20 protein-coding genes are annotated in these 22,609 nt (G+C 61.4%); 13 read left to right on the plus strand and 7 right to left on the minus strand.

What is annotated here, in order from left to right; translation table 11 throughout:
• Both L8K08_RS00810 and L8K08_RS00815 read right to left on the minus strand, forming a co-directional pair.
• Nucleotides 1-3,063 (minus strand): efflux RND transporter permease subunit, encoded by a 3,063-nt coding sequence (locus tag L8K08_RS00810; protein ID WP_145165011.1) that lies wholly within the window; start codon nt 3,061-3,063, stop codon nt 1-3.
• A gap of 13 nt (nt 3,064-3,076) precedes the next feature.
• A complete protein-coding gene (locus L8K08_RS00815; RefSeq protein ID WP_145165013.1) occupies nt 3,077-4,204 on the minus strand; it encodes an efflux RND transporter periplasmic adaptor subunit in 1,128 nt (375 codons plus the stop codon).
• Between the two features lie 241 nt (nt 4,205-4,445).
• On the opposite strand from L8K08_RS00815, the gene L8K08_RS00820 reads away from it, so the two are divergent.
• A complete protein-coding gene (locus L8K08_RS00820) occupies nt 4,446-5,051 on the plus strand; it encodes a TetR/AcrR family transcriptional regulator (RefSeq protein ID WP_145165015.1) in 606 nt (201 codons plus the stop codon).
• Between the two features lie 210 nt (nt 5,052-5,261).
• Entirely contained in the window at nt 5,262-5,720 is a 459-nt protein-coding gene (locus L8K08_RS00825) for a transposase (RefSeq protein ID WP_242193714.1), read from the plus strand.
• Nucleotides 5,721-5,837: 117 nt separating this feature from the next.
• On the opposite strand, the gene L8K08_RS00830 is transcribed toward L8K08_RS00825, so the two are convergent.
• Nucleotides 5,838-6,278 carry a heme-binding protein gene (locus L8K08_RS00830; RefSeq protein WP_106576758.1) on the minus strand — a complete coding sequence of 147 codons (441 nt, stop codon included), beginning with the start codon at nt 6,276-6,278 and terminating at the stop codon, nt 5,838-5,840.
• A gap of 256 nt (nt 6,279-6,534) precedes the next feature.
• Here L8K08_RS00830 and gcl point away from each other — a divergent pair, with 256 nt between their 5' ends.
• The 8 genes from gcl to L8K08_RS00870 all read left to right on the plus strand — a co-directional run bounded on the left by gcl (nt 6,535) and on the right by L8K08_RS00870 (nt 16,002).
• Nucleotides 6,535-8,310: a glyoxylate carboligase gene (gcl, locus tag L8K08_RS00835; protein WP_145165019.1), complete on the plus strand. Its 1,776-nt coding sequence runs from the start codon at nt 6,535-6,537 to the stop codon at nt 8,308-8,310.
• Between the two features lie 10 nt (nt 8,311-8,320).
• Complete coding sequence (gene hyi, locus L8K08_RS00840) at nt 8,321-9,103, plus strand: hydroxypyruvate isomerase (RefSeq protein WP_242193717.1); 783 nt, start codon at nt 8,321-8,323, stop codon at nt 9,101-9,103.
• A gap of 174 nt (nt 9,104-9,277) precedes the next feature.
• Nucleotides 9,278-10,168, plus strand: coding sequence for a 2-hydroxy-3-oxopropionate reductase (locus tag L8K08_RS00845; RefSeq protein ID WP_145165023.1), 891 nt, complete (start codon nt 9,278-9,280; stop codon nt 10,166-10,168).
• A 189-nt stretch (nt 10,169-10,357) separates the two neighbouring features.
• Nucleotides 10,358-11,638, plus strand: a complete 1,281-nt coding sequence (locus tag L8K08_RS00850) for a glycerate kinase (RefSeq protein WP_242193719.1) — start codon at nt 10,358-10,360, stop codon at nt 11,636-11,638.
• Nucleotides 11,628-13,043: a pyruvate kinase gene (gene pyk / locus L8K08_RS00855; protein WP_078741563.1), complete on the plus strand. Its 1,416-nt coding sequence runs from the start codon at nt 11,628-11,630 to the stop codon at nt 13,041-13,043. The genes L8K08_RS00850 and pyk overlap by 11 nt, the downstream gene beginning before the upstream one ends.
• A gap of 120 nt (nt 13,044-13,163) precedes the next feature.
• Nucleotides 13,164-14,036, plus strand: a complete 873-nt coding sequence (locus L8K08_RS00860) for an urea transporter (protein WP_242193721.1) — start codon at nt 13,164-13,166, stop codon at nt 14,034-14,036.
• Nucleotides 14,037-14,067: 31 nt separating this feature from the next.
• Nucleotides 14,068-14,892, plus strand: a complete 825-nt coding sequence (locus tag L8K08_RS00865) for an ion transporter (protein ID WP_145165028.1) — start codon at nt 14,068-14,070, stop codon at nt 14,890-14,892.
• A 105-nt stretch (nt 14,893-14,997) separates the two neighbouring features.
• The gene (locus tag L8K08_RS00870) at nt 14,998-16,002 is read left to right on the plus strand and encodes a sulfate ABC transporter substrate-binding protein (protein WP_242193724.1); all 1,005 of its coding nucleotides are present in this window, start codon (nt 14,998-15,000) and stop codon (nt 16,000-16,002) included.
• Nucleotides 16,003-16,138: 136 nt separating this feature from the next.
• Here L8K08_RS00870 and L8K08_RS00875 read toward each other — a convergent pair whose 3' ends face one another.
• Nucleotides 16,139-16,753 (minus strand): DUF5666 domain-containing protein, encoded by a 615-nt coding sequence (locus L8K08_RS00875; protein ID WP_242193726.1) that lies wholly within the window; start codon nt 16,751-16,753, stop codon nt 16,139-16,141.
• 178 nt (nt 16,754-16,931) lie between these two features.
• Between L8K08_RS00875 and L8K08_RS00880 the strand changes: the two genes are divergently transcribed.
• Nucleotides 16,932-18,128, plus strand: a complete 1,197-nt coding sequence (locus tag L8K08_RS00880; RefSeq protein WP_242193729.1) for an MFS transporter — start codon at nt 16,932-16,934, stop codon at nt 18,126-18,128.
• A 6-nt stretch (nt 18,129-18,134) separates the two neighbouring features.
• On the opposite strand, the gene L8K08_RS00885 is transcribed toward L8K08_RS00880, so the two are convergent.
• Together L8K08_RS00885 and L8K08_RS00890 are read right to left on the minus strand one after the other, a co-directional pair.
• Nucleotides 18,135-18,539 carry a type II toxin-antitoxin system HicB family antitoxin gene (locus L8K08_RS00885; protein ID WP_159955072.1) on the minus strand — a complete coding sequence of 135 codons (405 nt, stop codon included), beginning with the start codon at nt 18,537-18,539 and terminating at the stop codon, nt 18,135-18,137.
• Between the two features lie 11 nt (nt 18,540-18,550).
• On the minus strand, nt 18,551-18,739 hold the full coding sequence (locus L8K08_RS00890; RefSeq protein WP_065901605.1) for a type II toxin-antitoxin system HicA family toxin: 189 nt from the start codon (nt 18,737-18,739) through the stop codon (nt 18,551-18,553).
• A gap of 225 nt (nt 18,740-18,964) precedes the next feature.
• Between L8K08_RS00890 and L8K08_RS00895 the strand changes: the two genes are divergently transcribed.
• Together L8K08_RS00895 and L8K08_RS00900 are read left to right on the plus strand one after the other, a co-directional pair.
• Entirely contained in the window at nt 18,965-19,621 is a 657-nt protein-coding gene (locus L8K08_RS00895; protein ID WP_145165039.1) for a peroxiredoxin-like family protein, read from the plus strand.
• A 14-nt stretch (nt 19,622-19,635) separates the two neighbouring features.
• Complete coding sequence (locus L8K08_RS00900; protein WP_242193730.1) at nt 19,636-20,550, plus strand: LysR family transcriptional regulator; 915 nt, start codon at nt 19,636-19,638, stop codon at nt 20,548-20,550.
• Here L8K08_RS00900 and L8K08_RS00905 read toward each other — a convergent pair.
• On the minus strand, nt 20,507-22,546 hold the full coding sequence (locus L8K08_RS00905; protein ID WP_242193732.1) for a M10 family metallopeptidase C-terminal domain-containing protein: 2,040 nt from the start codon (nt 22,544-22,546) through the stop codon (nt 20,507-20,509). The genes L8K08_RS00900 and L8K08_RS00905 overlap by 44 nt on opposite strands.
• Between the last annotated feature and the right edge of the window lie 63 nt (nt 22,547-22,609).

Raw genomic sequence — 22,609 nt, forward strand, 5'->3', positions numbered from 1 at the left:
TCATTCCAGCGCCACCGGGCGACGGCTGAAACGCTGCCCAAGGCCGTGCATGGCGAGGAAGATCACCGGCGTGGAAAACAGCGTGAGCAACTGGCTGAGCAACAGCCCGCCGATAATCGCGATGCCCAGCGGGTGGCGCAGCTCCGAGCCGATGCCGGTGCCCAGCGCCAACGGCACCGCGCCGAACAGCGAGGCCATGCTGGTCATCAGGATCGGCCGAAAGCGCAGCTCCGCCGCCTGGCGAATCGCTTCCACCGGGCTCAAGCCGCCCTCGCGCAGAAGCTCCAGCGCGAAGTCGACCATCATGATGCCGTTTTTCATGACGATGCCGATCAGCAACACAATGCCGATCAGGCCGATGATGTCGAACTGCGTGCCCGTCACCAGCAACGCCAGCAACGCGCCGAGGGCCGCCGACAACAGGGTCGACAGGATGGTCACCGGGTGCACGAAGCTCTCGTACAGAATGCCCAGCATCAGGTACACCACCACGATGGCCGCCAACACCAGAAACACCTGGTTGGACAGCGATGCCTGGAACGTCGCCGCCGCACCTTCAAGATTGGCTTGCACCGACAATGGCAGGCCAACCTTGGCTTCAATGTCCTGCAGCCGCGTCACCGCCGCGCCCAGCGTCTGGCCGGGCGCGAGGTTGAACGACACATCCGCATAGGGAAACTGCCCCAGGCGGTTGATGGTGACCGGCGAGCGCACCACCTCCAGGGTCGCCATGCTCGACAGCGGCGCCACGCCACCGCCGGGAATGTCCACGTACAAACCGGTGAGCAAGTCCGGCAAATTGCGCGGCGGGTGGTCGGTGGCGATCACCACGTGGTACTGGTTGAGCTGGGTGTAAATGGTTGAGACCTGGCGCTGGCCAAACGCGTCGTAGAGCACATCGTCGATGGCCTGCGGGGTAATCCCCAGGCGCGAGGCGGTGGCGCGGTCGAAGGTCAGCTTGATCTGGTTGCCAAACTGCATGGCCTGGCTTTGCACGTCGGTGAACATCGGGTCTTGCTTGATCGCGGCCAGCAACTTGGTGGTCCACTGCTCCAGCTCATCCGGGTCGGTGGCTTGCAGGCCCAGGCGGTAACTGGTGGTGGACACCGTGGCGTCCAGGGTCAGGTCCTGCACCGAGTGCAGGTACAGGCGGATGCCGGCGTCGTCGGCATTCGCATCGGCCAGGCGGCGGATCACTTCGGTGGCGCTGTCTCGCTCGCCACGCGGTTTGAGGTTGATCAGCAAGTTGCCCTGGTTGATGGTCGGGTTGGTCTGGTCGATACCAACGAACGACGACAGGCTTTGCACCGCCGGGTCCTTGAGGATACGTGCGGCCAGGCGTTGCTGTTCAACCTGCATCTGCTGGAACGAGATGGTCGGCGAGGCCTGGGAAATGCCCTGGATCAGGCCGGTGTCCTGATCGGGAAAAAAGCCCTTGGGCATGATCACCAAGGTGAACAGGGTCAGCGCGGCGGTGAGCACCACCGAGATCAGGGTCAAGGTGCGGTGCGCCAACACCCAATCCAGGCCGCGTACGTAGTGGTTGTTGATGCGGTCGAAGAAGTCCGGGCGGCGCTCTTCATGCTTGGACTTGAGCATGCGCGCGCACATCATTGGCGTCAGCGTCAGTGAAATCACCGCCGAAATCACGATGGTCACCGCCACGGTCATGGCGAATTCGCGGAACAACCGCCCGACCACATCGCCCATGAACAGCAGCGGGATCATCACCGCAATCAGCGCGATGGACAGCGAGATAATGGTAAAACCGATCTGCTCCGCGCCCTTGAGCGCCGCTTGCAACGGCGTGTCGCCGGCCTCCAGGTAGCGCGTGATGTTTTCGATCATGACGATGGCGTCATCGACCACAAAACCGATGGCGATAGTCAATGCCATCAACGTCAGGTTGTTCAGGGAAAAGCCCAGCGCGTAGGCCACCGCCAGGGTACCGATCAGCGTCAGCGGGATGGTCACGGCCGGAATGATCGTGGCCGGGATATTGCGCAGGAAGATGAAGATCACGATCACCACCAGCAAAATCGCGAGCCCCAGCTCGTACTGCACATCGGTGACCGAAGCGCGGATGGTCTGGGTGCGGTCGGTGAGCACCGCGACCTTCAAGGTGCCCGGCAGGCTGGCGCGTAATTTGGGCAGCAATTGCTGCACGCGGTCGACCACTTCGATCACGTTGGCGCCGGGCTGGCGCTGGATATTCAGCACGATAGACGGCGTGTCATTGGTCCACGCCGCCTGGCGGGGGTTTTCCGCGCCCTGGGTGGAACTGGCGATCTGCGACAGGCGAATCGGCGCGCCATTTTTGTAGGCAATCACCAGGTCGCGGTATTCCTCGGCCGACTGCAGTTGGTCGTTGGCGCCAATGGAATAGGCCTGGAACTTGCCATCGATATTGCCCTTGGCCTGGTTGACGTTGGCCGTACCGAGCGAGGTGCGCAGGTCATCCAGGGACAGGCCGAGGCTGTTCAGCGCCGAGGTGTTGGCCTCGACCCGCACCGCCGGGCGCTGGCCGCCACTGATGGTGACCAGGCCGACGCCGGTGATCTGCGAGATTTTCTGTGCCAGGCGCGTGTCGGCCAGGTCTTCGACCTTGGTCAGCGGCAACACGTCGGAGGTCAACGACAGGGTCAGCACCGGCGCATCCGCCGGGTTGACCTTGCTGTACACCGGCGGGTACGGCAGGTTGGCCGGCAGGAAGGTGCCCGCCGCGTTGATCGCCGCCTGCACTTCCTGTTCGGCCACGTCCAGCGACAGCGACAAATCGAATTGCAGGGTCACCACCGAGGCGCCGTCCGAGCTGGTCGAGTTCATCGACTTGAGCCCCGGCATTTCGCCGAGCTGGCGCTCCAGCGGCGCGGTAATCGACGAGCTGACCACGTCCGGGCTGGCACCGGGGTATTGGGTGAACACCTGGATGGTCGGGTAATCCACCTCCGGCAGCGCCGACACCGACAGCAAGTGGTAACCCAACAGGCCGAGCAGCAACACCGCGACCATCATCAGCGTGGTGGCCACCGGGCGTTCGATAAAGGGCCGCGAAATATTCATGCTCGGCGGCTCCTCACTGGGCGACGACCTTCACCGCCGAGCCGTCGTCGAGCTTGTCGGCGCCTTCGGTGATCACCTGCTCACCGGCCTTGACGCCATTGTCGAGCACCGCCGAGACATCGCCGGTGGACGGGCCGGTCTTGATCGTGCGCAGGCTGGCCTTGTTGCCGTTGACCACAAACACGAAGTCGCCCTTGCTGCCGTGCTGGATCGCACGGGTCGGGACCACGGCGATCTGGCTCAAGGTGTCGGCCTTGAGCCGGGCGTTGACAAACTGATTGGGAAACAGCGCATTGCCCGAGTCATCGAACTGCGCCTTGACCTTGATCGTGCCGGTGCTGGTGTCCACCTGGTTATCCAGCGCCAGCAGGCTGCCGGTGGCGAGCAACGATTGCTTGTTGCGGTCGTAGGCCAGCACCGTGACGCTGCCGCGCGCCAGAGCCTGGTTGATGGCGCCCAGGTCATCTTCGGGCACGGCGAACACCACGGTGGCCGGGTTCATCTGGGTGATGACCACGATGCCGGTAGTGCTGGCGGTGGTCACGTAGTTGCCGGGATCGACCAGGCGCAGACCGACCACGCCATCCACCGGCGAGGTGATGGTGCAGTAGCTCAATTGCACGTCGAGGTTTTGTACGTTGCCTTGGTCGGCGGCCACAGTGCCTTGTTGTTGCTGCACCAGCGAGGCCTGGGTATCGAGGGTTTGCTGGCTGGTGGAGCCGGCTTTGACCAGGTCGCGGTAACGGGCCAGGTCGCGCTGGGCATTGCTCAACACCGCCTGGTCATGCGCCAGGGTGCCCTTGGCCACGGCCAGTTGAGCCTTGAGCGCGCGGTCGTCGATACGGGCGATGACCTGGCCTTTGCTGACGTGCTGGCCTTCCTTGAATTCCACGCTGCTGAGGATGCCATCGACCTGGGTCACCACCGTGACACTGCGGGTGGGTGTGACGGTGCCGAGGGCGTCGATGTACACCGGCACATCCTGCAAGGCCACCGGCACTGCTGCTACCGGTTCGCCGGGGGACACGGGCTTGCCTTTATGGGCGCCGCCAAACAAATGCATGCCCAGGCCAATCAACAGCGCCACCACCAATAACGCGCCAACCACCCAGGCGAACGTACGTCGTCTGCTTTTCTCCACGGTTTCTCACTCGAACGCCGACTACAGGACTGAACGCCGGCCCAGATAGCCGCGTCCTTGCTCTGAACTCTAGCAGCGCGGCCAGCCTGTGCCTGTACTACCGTGAATACGTTCAGCATCAAGACAGATAAAGTCAGCTGCAACGCCCGCCGTACAAGGGCTGCGCCGGCATTCTTGAGCGCTGCGTCAAGCCGGTGCTACCATGCTCGACCGCCTGTCCTGGCAAGGAAAATCCTGGTTTATGAGCACCATTCGCGAGCGCAATAAAGAAATGATCCTGCGGGCGGCCAGCGAGGAGTTTGCCGACAAGGGCTTCGCCGCGACCAAAACCAGCGACATCGCCGCCAAGGCCGGGCTGCCCAAGCCCAACGTCTATTACTACTTCAAGTCCAAGGACAACCTCTACCGCGAGGTGCTCGAAAGCATTATCGAGCCGATCCTGGCGGCGTCCACGCCGTTCAATCCAGACGGCGAGCCCGCGGTGGTGCTGAGCAATTACATCCGCTCCAAGATCCGCATCTCCCGCGACCTGCCGTTCGCCTCCAAGGTATTCGCCAGCGAAATCATGCACGGCGCACCGCACCTGAGCAGCCAGCAGGTCGAGCAACTGAACGCCCAGGCCAAGCACAACATCGACTGCATCCAGAGCTGGGTGGATCGCGGCCTGATCGCCGCCATTGACCCCCATCACCTGATGTTCAGCATCTGGGCGGCGACGCAGACCTATGCCGACTTTGATTGGCAGATATCGGCCGTGACCGGCAAGGCCAAGCTGGATGAGGCCGATTATGAAGCGGCGGCGCAGACGATTATTCGATTGGTGCTTAAGGGGTGTGAGCCGGACTGAGGGACCGCGGCGCCTGTGCCATTCGCGAGCAAGCCCGCTCCCACACGGGTTTTGCGCTAGACACACAGTGTATGAACGCCGCAGAGCCTATGTGGGAGCGGGCTTGCTCGCGAAAGCGCCCTCCCAGACACATCCTGCCAACAGCCTGTCGATCAGCATCCATCACCAGGATCTAGCCTCTCAGAACACCATCTGAAGAGAGGCCATGGAATGCCTGATCACGCGACCTCACACCGCCTGCGCATCGGCCGGTTCAGCGAATCAAATCGCACCTACCTGATCACCACCAACACCCACGAACGCATACCGATATTCAGCGACTTTCACCTAGGTCGCCTGGTGGTTTGGCAGTTCAGATTGGCCCAGTACCAAGGGCTGGCTAACTCCCTGGCCTGGGTGGTGATGCCTGACCACTTTCACTGGCTGATCGAACTGAAGAAAGGCTCGCTGGGGGACCTGCTGTGCCAGGTGAAATCCAAAAGCACTCGGACTGTGAACGGTGCCACGGGCCGCAAGGGGCGACTGTGGCAGACCAGCTTTCATGATCGTGCGCTGCGCAAGGAAGACGACCTGGTGAAAATGGCCAGGTATGTTGTCGCCAACCCTCTGCGGGCCGGTTTGGTGAAACGGATTGGCGACTATCCGCTGTGGGATGCGGTTTGGGTATAGAGCCGGGATCGAGTCGCCGCCATCGCGGGCAAGCCCGCTCCCACATTTGATCTGTGAACACGGTCAAAACTGTGGGAGCGGGCTTGCTCGCGAAGGGGCCAGCCCAGTCACCTCAAATCAAGCAGACACCCCCGCATCCGCCAACAACCCCACGCCCTCAATCGCCGTAATCGCGCACTGCTCATCAATATCCGACGTATCCCCACTGATCCCGATCGCCCCCAGCACCGCCCCTGCCTGATCCCGAATCAACACGCCGCCCGGCGCCGGCACCACGCTGCCCTGCCCGAGGCTGTTCAACGCCGCGATAAATGCCGGGCGCTGCTGCGCATCCAACGCCAGCAAACGCGAGCCCTTGCCCAGTGCAATCGCGCCCCAGGCCTTGCCGATGGCGATTTGCGGGCGCAGCAGGCTGGCGCCGTCTTCGCGTTGCAGGGTGACCAAGTGGCCGCCGCTGTCGAGCACCGCAATGGTCAGCGGCGCGGCGCAAATGGTGCGGCCTGCGGTGAGGGCCTGGCTGGCCAGTTGGGTGGCGAGTTTCAAGGTTAAAGCGCTCATAGGTGCCGTCCTTCTTTTGTTATTGGGAAAAGGTTGAAATCTGTTTCATGAGAAGCTCGATCAAACAAATAGAACACAATGAAATTATTTTTTGTATACAATATTTGCGCACAAAGGCTCCATACGTCGAAAAAAGCGATCCAGACCCGCGTAAAGGCCAGTTTATAAAATGCATTGACCTGCCCCGCTCGCCGTGAATACACTTCGATCAGAAACCACTTGTATACAATTACAAAACGCAAGAGGCACCAAAACCATGAGCAAAATGAGAGCAATCGAAGCCGCCGTCCTGGTGATGCGCCGTGAAGGCGTAGACACCGCCTTCGGCATTCCAGGCGCCGCCATCAACCCGCTGTATTCGGCCTTGCAGAAGGTCGGTGGCATCGATCACGTCCTTGCTCGCCACGTTGAAGGCGCCTCGCACATGGCCGAGGGCTACACCCGCACCAAGGCCGGCAATATCGGCGTGTGCATCGGTACCTCGGGCCCGGCGGGCACCGACATGGTCACCGGCCTGTACAGCGCCTCGGCCGACTCGATCCCGATTCTGTGCATCACCGGCCAAGCCCCGCGTGCACGCATGCACAAAGAGGATTTCCAGGCCGTCGACATCACCAGCATCGTCAAGCCGGTGACCAAGTGGGCAACCACCGTCCTGGAACCCGGCCAGGTGCCTTACGCGTTCCAGAAAGCCTTCTATGAAATGCGCTCCGGCCGCCCAGGCCCGGTGCTGATTGACCTGCCATTCGACGTGCAGATGGCCGAGATCGAGTTCGACATCGACGCCTACCAGCCGCTGCCCCTGGCCAAACCATTGGCCACGCGCATCCAGGTCGAAAAAGCCTTGGCGCTGCTGGACCAGGCCGAACGCCCATTGCTGGTCAGCGGTGGCGGCGTGATCAACGCCGACGCCAGCGAATTGCTGGTGGAGTTCGCCGAATTGACCGGTATTCCAGTAATCCCAACCTTGATGGGCTGGGGCACGATCCCGGACGATCACCCGCAGATGGTCGGCATGGTCGGCCTGCAAACCTCGCACCGTTATGGCAACGCGACAATGCTCAAATCGGACGTGGTGCTGGGCATCGGCAACCGCTGGGCCAACCGCCACACCGGTTCGGTGGAGGTGTACACCGAGGGGCGCAAATTCATCCACGTCGACATCGAGCCGACGCAGATTGGCCGCGTGTTCACCCCGGACCTGGGCATCGTTTCCGATGCCGGCTCCGCCCTGACGATGTTCATTGAAGTGGCCCGCGAGTGGAAAGCCGCCGGCAAACTCAAGGACCGCAGCGCCTGGCTGCACGACTGCCAGGAGCGCAAGGCCACCCTGCACCGCAAGACCCACTTCGACAACGTGCCGGTCAAGCCGCAACGCGTGTACGAAGAGATGAACCAGGTGTTCGGCAAAGACACCTGCTACGTCAGCACCATCGGCCTGTCGCAGATTGCCGGCGCGCAATTCCTGCACGTCTACAAGCCTCGTCACTGGATCAACTGCGGCCAGGCCGGTCCCTTGGGCTGGACCATTCCGGCCGCGCTCGGTGTGGTCAAGGCTGACCCGAGCCGCAAAGTGGTGGCGCTGTCGGGCGACTATGACTTCCAGTTCATGATCGAAGAACTGGCCGTGGGCGCGCAGTTCAAGCTGCCGTACATCCACGTGGTGGTGAACAACTCCTACCTGGGGTTGATTCGCCAGGCCCAGCGCGGGTTTGAAATGGACTACTGCGTGCAGTTGTCCTTCGACAACCTCAATGCCCCGGAACTCAATGGTTATGGCGTCGATCACGTGGCCGTCGCCGAAGGTCTGGGGTGCAAGGCGCTGCGTGTGTTCGAACCGGGCCAGATCGCCCCAGCGCTGCGCAAGGCCAAGGAAATGATCGAAGAATTCAAGGTTCCGGTGATTGTTGAGATTATTCTGGAGCGCGTGACCAATATTTCCATGGGCACCGAGATCAACGCCGTCAACGAATTCGAAGATCTGGCCCTGGTCGGCAACGATGCACCGACTGCCATTTCCCTGCTCGATTAAGGAGAACCCTATGCCGCGTTTTGCCGCCAACCTGTCCATGCTGTTTACCGAGCAGGATTTTCTCGCCCGCTTCAAAGCGGCTGCCGATGCCGGCTTCCAGGGGGTCGAGTACCTGTTCCCGTACGAGTTCAGCTCCGCCGAGATCAAGGCGCAACTGGACGCCAACGGCCTGACCCAAGTGCTGTTCAACTTGCCGGCCGGGGACTGGGCCAAGGGCGAGCGCGGCGTGGCGTGCCACCCGGACCGGGTCGAGGAATTCCGCGCCGGGGTCAAGCTGGCCATCGCCTACGCCCAGGTGCTGGGCAATACCCAGATCAACTGCCTGGCCGGCATCCGGCCGCAAGGCGTTGACGACCAAACCGTGGAAAAAACCTTTGTCGCCAACCTCAAGTACGCCGCCGACAAGCTGCAAGCCGCGGGCATCAAGCTGGTCATGGAGATGATCAACACCCGTGACATCCCGGGCTTCTACCTCAACAACACCGCGCAGGCCCTGTCGATTCGCGAGCAGGTGGGCAGCGCCAACCTGTTCCTGCAATACGACATCTATCACATGCAAATCATGGAAGGTGACCTGGCCCGGACCATGGCCGCGCACCTGGGTGAGATCAACCACATCCAGCTGGCGGACAACCCGGGGCGCAACGAGCCGGGAACCGGGGAGATCAACTATCGCTTCCTGTTCGAGCATCTGGATCGCATTGGTTATGCGGGTTGGGTCGGCTGTGAGTACAAGCCGTTGACCACCACTGAGGCGGGATTGGGTTGGCTCAAAACCCACAACGCCATCTAACAGACACACCACAGAACAAGGTGGGAGCTGGCTTGCCTGCGATGGCGGTGTATCAGCCAACTATTTATCAACTGACAGGCCGCTATCGCCGGCAAGCCAGCTCCCACAGTAGATCTTCGGTGTTTGGCAGGCCCGAGACAGGCCTGCCCATCTAATAAAAAGAGGATTTTGATCATGGCTAAAATCGGATTTATCGGCACCGGCATCATGGGCGAACCCATGGCTGCGAACCTGCAGAAAGCAGGTCACCAACTGTTCCTCTCCGAACACCACGGCAAGGCTCCGCAAGCCCTGATCGACGCCGGCGCCGTGGCCCTGGCCAACCCCCAGCAAGTGGCGCAGGAAGCCGAGTTCATTATCGTCATGGTGCCCGACACCCCGCAGGTCGATGACGTGCTGTTCCGCAAGGATGGCGTTGCGGCCGGCCTGTCGCCGAACAAAGTAGTGATCGACATGAGTTCGATCTCCCCCACCGCCACCAAGGCGTTCGCGGCGAAGATCAACGAAACCGGCGCGCAGTACCTCGACGCGCCGGTGTCCGGTGGCGAAGTTGGCGCCAAGGCCGGCACCTTGAGCATCATGGTCGGTGGCGAGCCGCAGACCTTCGAACGCGCTTTGCCACTGTTCCAGAGCATGGGCAAGAACATCACCCTGGTTGGCGGCAACGGCGATGGCCAGACCGCCAAGGTCGCCAACCAGATCATCGTCGCGCTGAATATCCAGGCGGTGGCCGAAGCGCTGCTGTTCGCCTCGAAAAACGGCGCCGACCCGGCCAAGGTGCGTGAAGCGCTGATGGGCGGCTTTGCTTCCTCGAAGATTCTGGAAGTGCATGGCGAGCGCATGATCAAGGGCACCTTCGATCCGGGTTTCCGCATCAACCTGCACCAGAAGGATTTGAACCTGGCACTGGCCGGTGCCAAGGAGCTGGGCATCAACCTGCCGAACACCGCCGGTACGCAGCAGGTGTTCAGTACGTGCACGGCGATTGGCGGCGGCAATTGGGACCACTCGGCGCTGATCAAGGGCCTGGAGCATATGGCGAATTTTTCGATTCGCGATAAGTAAGAAACACCGTTCCCCCTTTGAAATGCGGTCGAATGTGGGAGCGGGCTTGCTCGCGAAAGCGGTAGGTCAGTCAGCATGGATGTTGAATGAAAGACCGCATTCGCGAGCAAGCCCGCTCCCACAGTTGATCGCATTCCAAGTCTGAAATTGATGCATATCTAATAACAAAAAATCCCCGGGAGCCCGCTTATGTCGGTCGATCCGCAACACCTGCTTCGCGAGCTGTTTGCCACAGCCATCGACGCCGCCCACCCCCGGCAAGTGCTTGAACCTTATCTGCCCGCCGACCGCAGCGGCCGTGTGATCGTGATCGGCGCCGGCAAAGCCGCGGCGGCCATGGCACTCGTGGTCGAGGAATGCTGGCAAGGCGACGTCTCGGGCCTGGTGGTCACCCGCTACGGCCACGGGGCGCCGTGCAAAAAAATCGAAGTGGTCGAAGCCGCACACCCGGTGCCCGATGCCGCCGGCCTGGCGGTGGCCAAGCGCGTACTGGCACTGATCGGCAACCTCACCGAAGACGACCGCGTGATCTTCCTGCTCTCCGGTGGCGGTTCTGCCTTGCTGGCCCTGCCCGCCGACGGCATCACCCTGGCCGACAAGCAGACCATCAACAAGGCCCTGCTCAAATCCGGCGCGACCATTGGCGAGATGAATTGCGTGCGCAAGCACCTCTCGGCGATCAAGGGCGGGCGCCTGGCCAAGGCCGCTTGGCCGGCGACGGTCTACACCTACGCGATCTCCGACGTGCCGGGCGATCAGGCCACCGTCATCGCGTCCGGCCCCACCGTCGGCGACCCAAGCACCTCGCAGCAAGCCCTGGCAATCCTCAAGCGTTACAGCATCGACGCGCCCGCCTCGGTGCGCAGCTGGCTGCAGAACCCGGCGTCGGAAACCGTCAAGCCCGGCGACCCGGTGCTCGCGCGCAGCCACTTCCAACTGATCGCCCGCCCGCAGCAGTCGCTGGAAGCCGTGGCGGTGAAAGTGCGCCAGGCCGGTTTCAGCCCGTTGATCCTCGGCGACCTCGAAGGCGAAGCGCGGGACGTGGCCAAGGTTCACGCCGGTATCGCCCGACAAATCGTGCAGCACGGCCAGCCGCTGGCGGCACCGTGCGTGATCCTCTCCGGCGGTGAAACCACCGTCACCGTGCGCGGCGATGGCCGTGGTGGGCGCAATGCCGAGTTCCTGCTCAGCCTCACCGACAGCCTCAAGGGCCTGCCCGGCGTGTACGCCCTGGCCGGCGACACCGACGGCATCGACGGTTCGGAAGACAACGCCGGCGCGATCATGACCCCTACCAGCTACGCCCGCGCCGAAGCCCTGGGCCTGTCGGCCAGCGACGAGCTGGACAACAACAATGGCTACGGCTATTTCGCCGCCCTCGACGGTTTGATCATCACCGAGCCGACCCGCACCAATGTCAATGACTTGCGCGCCATCCTGATTCTTGAGACTGCCAAACATGACGCCTGACAAGAAGGTCAAAATCCTCGCCACCCTCGGCCCGGCCACCGACGGCATCGATGACATCCGCGAGCTGGTGGAGGCCGGGGTGAATATCTTTCGCCTCAACTTCAGCCATGGCGACCACGCCGATCATGCCCAACGCTACCAGTGGATCCGCCAGGTGGAGCGCCAGCTCAATTACCCGCTGGGCATCCTGATGGACCTGCAAGGGCCGAAGCTGCGCGTCGGCACGTTTGCCGAGGGCAAGGTGCAACTGGTGCGCGGCCAGGCGTTGCGCCTGGACCTGGACCCAACGCCGGGCGATCAGTGCCGGGTCAACCTGCCCCACCCGGAAATCATCGCGGCGCTGGAGCCGGGCATGGACCTGCTGCTCGATGACGGCAAGTTGCGCCTGCGCGTGATCACCAAGCATGCCAATGCCATCGACACCACCGTGCTCAATGGCGGCGAACTGTCGGACCGCAAAGGCGTAAATGTGCCACAAGCCTTGCTGGAACTCAGCCCACTGACCGCCAAGGACCGCCGCGACCTGAGCTTTGGTCTGGAACTGGGCGTGGACTGGGTGGCGCTGTCATTCGTGCAGCGCCCGGAAGACATCCGCGAGGCCCGCGAGTTGATCGGCGACAAGGCGTTTTTGATGGCCAAGATCGAGAAGCCCTCAGCCGTGCAACGCCTGCAGGAAATCGCTGAGCTGAGTGACGCAATCATGGTGGCCAGAGGCGACCTGGGTGTGGAAGTGCCCGCCGAGAGCGTGCCGCAGATCCAGAAAGACATCATCAGCACCTGCCGCCAGCTGGGCAAACCGGTGGTGGTGGCCACGCAGATGCTCGAATCCATGCGCTTCTCGCCGGCGCCGACCCGCGCCGAAGTGACGGATGTGGCCAACGCGGTGGCCGAAGGCGCAGACGCGGTGATGCTGTCGGCGGAAACCGCTTCGGGTGAATACCCGCTGGAAGCCGTGCAGATGATGAGCAAGATCATCCGCCAAGTGGAAAACGGCCCGGACTACCAGACGCAGCTGGACGTCAGCCGGCCCAAGGCGGACGCCACGGTGTCGGACGCGATCAGCTGCGCGATCCGGCGTATCAGCAGCATTCTGCCGGTGGCGGTGCTGGTCAACTACAGCGAGTCCGGCAGCTCCAGCCTGCGCGCGGCGCGGGAGCGGCCGGTGGCGCCGATCCTCAACCTTACGCCGAACCTGTCCACGGCGCGGCGCTTGAGCGTGGCGTGGGGCGTGCATTCGGTGGTCAACGATCGACTGCGCCAGGTGGATGAGGTGTGTTCCACCGCGCTGGAGATTGCTCAGGCGCAAGGCATGGCGCAGCGCGGGGATACCTTGGTGATTACGGCGGGGGTGCCGTTCGGGCAGCCGGGGTCGACCAACTCGTTGCGCATCGAGACGTTGATTTAGCGTCTGTAAGTGCCTCATCGCGGGCAAGCCCGCTCCCACATTTTGATCTGTAATGCATTCAAATGTGGGAACTGGCTTGCCTGCGATTGGGGACGACTCGGCCTCACTGACTAAACCACCATGCACAACCCAATCTGCCCCGACTGGGCCGAAGCCCTGCTCAATGGCTTCAGCCAGATCTTCCTGCAACGCCAGCCACTGTGTGGCTTGCTGTGCCTGCTGGCCATCCTGATCGGCGCCCCGGCCTTATTCGGCGGCGCATTATTGGGTGGCGTCGCCGGTTTGCTCACGGCCCAGCGCCGGGGTTATCCCAAGGCCGAACGCCAAGCGGGCCTTTACAGCTACAACGGCGTGCTGCTGGGCTTGCTGATCAGCCAGCACTTCGCCTGGTCGGCCTTGTTGCCGCCGCTGATCCTGGCGTGCGGCGGCCTGAGTGCGATGCTCACGCGGCAATGGTTGAAACACGCCCCTGCGCCAGGTGACTTGCCCGCCTACACCGCGCCCTTTGTCGGCCTCGGCTGGTTGCTGATCGGCGCAGTGCCTGACAGCACATTCACGCTGACCGACCCCGACACCCTGGACGTGCTCACCGTGCCCTTCACCGGGCTCGCACAAATCATGTTGCTGGACCAGCCGTTGGCGGGCGCTCTGATTGCGCTTGGCCTGTTGCTGGCCAACCGCCGCGCCGCGCTGTGGGCACTCACGGGCGCCGCTACCGGCATGTTGATTGCCCTGTGGCTGGACGAACCCGCCAGCGCCCTCCTCGGCCTGCACAGCTATAACCCGGCGCTGGCCGCGCTGGCGTTAAGCCAGTCGCGCCGCCGCCCCTGGCAGCCGCTGCTCGGCATCCTTCTGGCGGTCATGCTCACGCCCGGTTTCGCCGCCCTGCACCTGCCCGCATTGACGGCGCCGTTTATCCTCGCCTGCTGGCTGGTACACGCCAGCCAGCGGATGTTCAAAGCCCGCGTGGACAGCCCGTTCGAATCCCCCTAGGCTTGCCCGATATTCGATTCGGGCGGGATTTATGCACAGCAACAACGACTGGCGTCAGCGCCTCTATGTAATGGTGTTCCAAAGCGACACCGTGGCCGGCCGGCGCTTCGACAGCACCCTGCTGCTGATCATCCTTGCCAGCCTTGTGATCGTGATCCTCGACAGTATCCAGACCGTCCACGACAACTACGCCGACGTGCTGGCCTATATCGAGTGGGGCTTTACCATCATCTTCGCCATCGAATACAGCCTGCGGCTGTATTGCTCGCCCAAGCCGTTGCGTTATGCGTTCAGTTTTTATGGGCTGGTGGATTTACTCGCCATCGTGCCCGGCATCCTCGCGCTGTATTACAGCGACGCGCAGTACCTGTTGATCATCCGCATCATCCGGATGCTGCGGATTTTCCGCGTGCTCAAGCTCAGCCCGTACCTCAAGCAAGCCAACTACTTAATGGCGGCGCTGCGTGGCAGCAAGCAGAAGATCGTGGTGTTTCTGGTCAGCGTGTGCACCCTGGTGACCGTATTCGGCACCTTGATGTACGTGATCGAAGGCCCGGAACACGGGTTTACCAGTATTCCCAAAGGCATCTACTGGGCGATCGTGACGCTGACCACCGTGGGCTTTGGCGACATCGTGCCGAAGACCCCGCTGGGCCAGGTCATTTCGTCGCTGGTGATGATCACCGGTTATTCGATCATCGCCGTGCCCACCGGGATTTTTACCGCCGAGTTGGCCAGTGCCATGCGCGGTGAACAACTGCAGCACGATTGCCCGGTGTGCAAGAAAGACAACCACGAGCCCAACGCAGCGTTTTGCTCGCGCTGTGGCAGCAACCTGTTTCGTAAAGTGGAATAAGCAAAGTTCGTTTTAATCTTTAAACGTCTATACGGGCGCGGCTATAGTCGGTGGCAAAATGCCCCCACTCAATCGACAACCTTCTCGAACAACAAGGAATGAGCAGTGAAAAAACTCGTTAGCGCCTCCTTACTGGCCGCCGGCCTAGCCCTGGCGGGCGCCGTCCAGGCTGCCCCCGTCACACTGCTCAACGTCTCCTATGACGTGATGCGCGACTTCTACAAGGACTATAACGCCGCCTTCCAAAAGCACTGGGAAGCCGAGCACCCGAACGACAAGCTGACCTTGCAGATGTCCTTCGGCGGCTCCAGCAAACAGGCGCGCTCGGTGATCGACGGCCTGCCGGCTGACGTGATCACCATGAACATGGCCACCGACATCAATGCCCTGGCGGACAACGGCAAGCTGGTGCCGGACAACTGGGTCACCCGCCTGCCGAACAACAGCGCGCCGTTCACCTCCGCCACCGTGTTTATCGTGCGCAAGGGCAACCCCAAGGCCCTCAAAGACTGGCCAGACCTGCTCAAAGATGGCATGCAAGTGATCGTGCCCAACCCGAAAACCTCGGGCAACGGCCGCTACACCTACCTGTCGGCCTGGGGTTATGTGCTCAAGAACGGCGGCGATGAAGACAAGGCGAAGAAGTTCGTTGGCGAACTGTTCAAGCACGCGCCAGTGCTGGACACCGGCGGCCGTGCAGCCACCACCACGTTCATGACCAACCAGATTGGCGACGTGCTGGTGACCTTTGAAAACGAGGCAGAAATGATCGCGCGTGAATTTGGCCGTGATCAGTTCGAAGTGATCTACCCAAGCGTCTCTGCCGAGGCGGAACCACCGGTGTCGGTGGTCGACAAAGTCGTCGAGAAGAAAGGCACCCGCGTGGCGGCCGAAGATTACTTGAAGTACCTGTGGTCGCCTGAAGGTCAGGAAATCGCAGCCAACAACTACCTGCGTCCCCGCGACCCGACGGTGTTGGCCAAGTACACCGACCGCTTCCCGAAAGTCGACTTCCTGTCGGTGGAGAAGACCTTTGGAGACTGGCGCACCGTGCAGAAAACCCACTTCAATGATGGCGGGATTTTTGATCAGATCTACAGCGGTCAGTAAACCGCTTTAACTGAAGAAATGCAGTCAAGTGTGGGAGCTGGCTTGCCTGCGATAGCATCACCTCGCAATGCCTGAAACACCGAGGTGCTTGCATCGCAGGCAAGCCAGCGCCCACATCTGGTTGAGTGTTTGGCGGTTACATCGGCGGTGTCACGCCGTCCTTACCGGCCGAAATCGCTTGGGCAGTAATCGTCCCATCCGCCGCCTGCGATGCAAACATCACCACCTTCACGCCGGGCTTCAACAAACTGCGATCCCCTGGCTCCAGGTTGACGATCGGCACATCATCCGGCACTACAATCTTCTGCTCGCCGCCTTTGTACTTCACGGTCAAGGTGCGCCCGTTGCTGACCACCAGGTCGCCAACGGTACCGTTGGTCATGCTGCTGCCTTCTTTCAAGTCGAACGCACGGTGCCCATCGCCCGTGCCGGCCATGGCCGGTGGAAACACGTGAACTTCCAGGGCAGTCAGGGTGCCGTCGGCATTCGGCATGGCGGCCGACCCGATGTAGCTGCCGGGCTTGATTTCATCAATTTTGGCTAGGGTAACGGCGCGGACCTGGGTGTCTTTGGTCAGGTGCACGGTGACGTCTTCACCGCTGTTGACCTTGACGTGCATTGCGTCGCCATCGATTGCCGTAATAGCGCCGCGCACACCGACCCGCGGCGCGTCGGCGGCATTGGCCAACCCGATGGCCATGGCGGCGGCCAGGGTTGAAGCCAGGATCATCTTGTTCAGCGAAATTTTCATGAAAGTGGATTTCCTGTTTCGGCAGTTGTGACTGAATGTATCATTGCCGTTCGGCTCAACAGTTAACGATTCAGTCATTAATTTGCGGCATGAGTGTTATCACCCATAGCGCCCTACTCCGGCCGTGCGGTTGTCTTTACTCTCGCACGCCATCTTCCTTCGCTTTAACGAGAACACCATGAACGCTACCCCACACGCTTCAAGCACCATGACCCGAGGCATGGTGATGCTGTTTGCGTTCTGTTGCGGCGCCATTGTTGCCAACATCTACTACGCCCAACCGATCATCGAACTGATTGCACCCGACATTGGCCTGACTCCGGCGATGGCCAGCCTGATCGTGTCGCTGACACAAATCGGCTACGCCTTGGGCCTGTTCTTCCTGGTACCGCTGGGTGACTTGCTGGAAAACCGCAAGCTGATGATCGCCACCACCGTGTTGGCCATCGCCAGCCTACTGGGTGCCGCCTTTACCGAGCAGCCGAATTTGTTCCTGCTTGTGTCGTTGTTGATTGGATTCAGTTCCGTCTCGGTGCAGATCCTGATCCCGCTGGCGGCGCACCTGGCGCCCGCCGAATCCCGTGGCCGCGTGGTTGGCAGCATCATGGGTGGCCTGTTGCTCGGCATTCTGCTGGCACGGCCGGTGTCCAGCGTGGTGGCCGACCACTTCGGCTGGCGCGCGATGTTCATGGCCGCCGCGGCCTTGATGGCCTTCATCAGCGTGGTCTTGCTGATGACCATCCCCAAGCGCCAGCCCGACCACAGCGCCAGCTACGGCCAACTGCTGCGCTCACTCGGTACGCTGCTGCGCAAGCAACCGGTATTGCGCCAGCGGGCGTTCTACCAAGGCTGCATGTTTGCCACCTTCAGCCTGTTCTGGACCGCCGCGCCGCTTGAGCTGGCACGCAATCATGGCCTGAGCCAAAGCGAGATCGCGCTGTTCGCCCTGGTCGGTGCACTGGGCGCGATCGCCGCCCCAATCGCCGGCCGCCTGGCCGACGCCGGCCACACGCACCGCGCTTCACTGCTGGCGATGCTGTTTGCCGCCTTGAGCTTTTTGCCGGCCTTCGTGCATCCGCTGTACAGCGTGATCGGCCTGGCCGTCACCGGTGTGGTGCTGGACTTCTGCGTGCAGATGAACATGGTCCTCGGCCAACGCGCCATCTACGCCCTAGACGCCAACAGCCGCAGCCGCTTGAACGCGCTGTACATGACCAGCATCTTCATCGGCGGCGCCTTCGGCTCGGCGATTGCCAGCAGCGTGTATGAACACGGCGGCTGGCTGGGCGTGATGCTGGTGGGCAGTGCGTTCCCACTGGTGGCGTTATTGCGGTTCCTGAGTGCTTCGCGCACGGTGGCCGTTGCCACAGCCTGATCGCGACTAGGAGCGCACCAACTTCTCCAAGGCCGCATCCGCCAGAAATGACGAGCGGCTTTTGACCTTGTGCTCGCGCACATAGCGGTCGATTCGCTGGATGACATAACCGGGCAAGGTCACATTGACCTTCTCGGTCTTGCCCAGATAGGGCGAGATGTCCAACTCCAACATCCCCCAGCCCATCCCGGCGTAGTCTTCGTTCGCGTGGTGGTTGGCCACCGAGGTGGGCATCGGAATCGGCCCGCCTTCGGCGGCGATCTCTTGCAGCATGATGTGCGCGACTTCCACGGCGGCGTTGTAGGCCTCTTCGAAGCTGTCCCCGGCGGTGACCGCGCCTGGAATATCGGGGATCTGAATACCGGTGGCGGTAAAGTCATCGCCCCATTCGATACACATTGGGTATTGCATGAGTGCTCTCCTTAAAACTGAAACAGCCCGGCGCGTTTCCTGATGCTTCTGACGGTGCCCAGGGGCAAGTCTTTCTTGGGGTGCGGCACCGGGATCGTGTACGGGTTATAGCGGTGAGTGAAAATATGATGACTGCCCGTAACCCGATCCAGCACCCAACCCGCCTCTTGCAGCTCCTTGATCAATAACCTGCTTTGCACCTCAGCCTCCTTGGCTTGGCTTGATAAAAGTAACCCTAGAGTTATATTTACTCAAGCACAGATTGCTTCAACAGGAGTGACGGCTGTATGTCTAAATATTGGAAATAAACGGCGTTTATTCCAGCAGGGCATAATTCATATGCGCCTTACCCTGCTTCTTCGCCCTCTCTGCTGCGCCCATTATCCCTCCAGCCAACTCGGCTCATCTCCTGAGGGAATATCACCATGACACTTCAAGCCACACTTGATGCCTTCCGTGCTGACTTCAAAGCCGGCAAGCCTCCCTACAACGCGCCAGCGCATATCCATCCGATCATGGAACGCGCCACAGCCGAGCTGATCGCGTCCGGCGCCGCACAGCGTGCGTTGAAGGTGGGTGACAAGGCGCCGTTGTTCAGTCTCAAGGATGCCAACGGTGCGTTGGTGTCCTCAGCCGATCTGTTGGCCAACGGCCCCTTGGTGCTGACGTTCTACCGCGGCGTGTGGTGCCCGTATTGCAATATGGAGCTGCAAGCGCTGCAAACCTTTTTGCCGACGTTGAAAGGCCACGGCGCGAGCCTGCTGGCCCTGTCGCCACAGACTGCCGCCAACAGCCGTAAATCCGAACGCATCACCGAGTTGGGTTTCCCGATCCTCAGCGATACCCACAACGACGTTGCCGATGCATTCGGTCTGCGCTTTCAGCTGCCGGACTACCTGATCGAGCTCTACAAGGCCCTGGGCAACAACTTGCCGCTGATCAATGACGACCCAGCCTGGACCCTGCCGATGCCAGCGCGCTACGTGATCGGCCAGGACAGCGTGATTCGTTACGCCGAGGTCAACCCGGATTACACTCAACGCCCAGAACCGTCGGCGATGCTCGACGCCCTCACCCAATAACCCAAGGACACCCGATGGACCGCCTCACCGCCATGGAAACCTTCGTGAACGTGGTCGAAACCGGCTCGTTCTCAGCTGCCGCCAAACGCTTGGGGATAGGCCAGCCCGCTGTCTCCAAAAGCATCGCGCAATTGGAAGCGCGCCTGGCGGTGCGGTTGGTGTTGCGCTCCACGCGCGGCCTGACACCGACCGAGGCGGGCCTGGCGTTTTTCGAAAAGGCCAAGCGCGCCATCGACGAAGCCAACGAGGCCGATGACGCCGCACGCGGTGCAGGCGCCGGACTGTCGGGCAACTTGCGCATCAGCGCTGCAACCACCTTCGCGCGGTTGCACATCATTCCTCACCTGGGCCCGTTCCTGGCGCAATACCCCGCCTTGAACGTCGAAGTGGTGCTCAACGACCACAGCCTCAACCTGGTGGAAGAAGGCATCGACGTCGCCCTGCGTATGGGCAACTTGAGCGACTCGGGCCTTACCGCACGCAAGATCGGCCAATCCCCGCGGCAAATCCTCGCCACCCCGGCCTACTTCGAACGCTGTGGCGAGCCGGCCACCCCGGCGGATTTGCTGCAACACCAGGCAATTATCTACAGCCTGGGCGGCGGCTCAAACTGGACGTTCAGCCAGGGCGACAGTCACTACCCGGTCGTCGCCCGCGGCCGCATCCGCGTCACCGCCGCAGAGGGCGTGCGCGCCGCGGTGCTGAACCATTTGGGCCTGACCATGGCATCGACCTGGATGTTTGCCCCGGAACTGGCCAGTGGTGAGGTCAAGCCCGTGCTGACCGACTGGCAACTGCCGCCGATTGATTTATGGGCGGTGTTCCCCACCGGCAGGATGGCGAGTGCCAAGACACGCGCGTTTGTGGAGTACGTGCAAACCCTGATCAGCGCCGAGGCGCAGTCAGGCCAAGTACATCCTGGGGCTTGATCAAACGCGGGCTCTTAATCAGGAAGTCAGACTGGCGGTCGCCCAATAGGTCGATGCCGACAAAGTAGCGGCCGCTCTGTGGGTGGTATTTGACCACGGTGTCGCCAACGCGCCCCGTGTAGTCTTGCACCAGGCGCAAGGGGGTCGCGTACTGCTTGGCCAGTGCCCTCAGATCGATAGTGTCCTCGCCACTGGCGAAATCCATGAGCACATCGGCATCGTGACAGGTCGAGTCATTGGCCTGGTCATATTTGAACGTGTTTCTACCGCCCACGCCCCAGAGCACATCGCCGCCAGCACCGCCAGTGAGGACGTTGTCCACCGCGTTGCCGATGAGCGTGTCCTGGCCGGAGCCGCCAATCGCATTCTCCACGACAACGCCTCTGCCGATGGCGACGTTGTTGCGCAGACCGCCCACACTGGAGGCGGAGTTATGGCGCAAATCGATGGTTTGGTGATGCTCGAAACCGGAAAAATCCAGGGTATCGTTGCCGCCCGCGTCCTGTACCAGGAAGCGCGGCGCGCCGCTGCCGGCATGCAGGCTGCTTGCGCGATCACCGCTGTTGGCGTTGAAGCCATAAACCGTATCGTGCGCCTTGAGGCCAGATACAAACCCCGACGTGGAGCTGCGTTGGCGTTTGAGGCCCGTCAGCCCACGCACGGCGCCGGCACCCGTGACAATGTCACTGGCGCGAATCCTCCCTGCACTTTTGAGAAACAAATCGGCTTTGCCCTGGCCCTTCAGGTCAAGGCTCAAGCTGCCAGCGCCACTGCTCTGGTCATGGCTGAGGACGATCTCGCCGGCTCGTCCAGTGAACTGCTCAACCACGTAAAAATGCCCGATGGAGGTATTTTTCAACAGGCCGGAAAAATCGATTTTGTCGGTACCGCTGGTGAAATCCAGAATCTCGTCTGGCTGACCCAGGGTAGAGTCGCTCGCCCTGTCGTACACAAAGACATCCGCGCCGCCACCGCCGCGCAACCTGTCCGCACCCGCTCCACCGCGGAGCCTGTTGCCCACCTCGTTTCCGTTGATTTGGTCGTCGCCCGAACCGCCGACAGCGTTTTCCAGCGTAACGCCCTTGGCGATGGATACATTGCCCTTCAGGCCGCCCACACTGGAAAAGGACTCAGCGTGCAGGTTGATGGTCTGATCCTGGGAAAACCCGGAAACGTCCAGCGTGTCATGGCCGCCCCCATCCCAAATGCAAAAGATCGGCGCATCGTTCCCGGACTCAAGGCTCAAGTGATCACGGCCCGTGTTGGAGTTGAACCCGTAGGTCGTATCGGTCGATCGCGTATTGAAATTGGCGCCGTAGAGTTTTTGTATCGCGGCAATGTCATCTTTCATGGGCACACACGGATGGCGCCGTTGGAAGTCATGGCCCGGCTGATTGGTTTCATCCCAATAACTCATTACGCTGCACGCCTTGGTGTCTTGCTCGTAGGGGGTCTGGGCATAGTTGTGCACTTGCTTGCCATATTCGCCAGGGTGACCAAGGCCCAGGGCGTGACCCAACTCATGAACTGCGGTAAATAAAAAGTAATCGCCGTGCGCGGGGACTTCGCGAGCACCCTGCGTTCCAATGGTGGCGTTCATGTCACCGTAATACTGATTGGGTAACTGTGACACGCCACCACTGGTATGAGGATCGGCTGCAATAGTTATTGAGCCATCCACGCAGGTTGAATTCTCTTTGAATATGACAGTAGTCACGTCTTGCCACATTTGAAGTGCCTGGCGAATGGACACTTTTTGTTGTGCAGAGAACTTTTCGTCAAGGGTAAAAGACAACTCGATTTTACCATCGCCATCGCGATCGTAATGGCGATAGCCTCGTCGCAGAATCTGTTTGGCAGCCTCATCCGTGCCGAAAGCGGGTTTCTGGGCCGCTGCCGTGGCAACGTGCGCAGGGTGTGTGAAAGCAGGTGCACTGGACGCAGCTAATGGAGGGTGATGTGGATGATGACCAACAAATGAAGTGGCAACGCGCATATAACATCCTTTGAAAACGTTAAGTCGACCCGAAACAGGGCCCAAGACGCGGCAACTTACTTA

Source organism: Pseudomonas sp. TREG-RG-20F-10-E-6-01 (assembly GCF_022662455.1).
Classification (GTDB): domain Bacteria; phylum Pseudomonadota; class Gammaproteobacteria; order Pseudomonadales; family Pseudomonadaceae; genus Aquipseudomonas.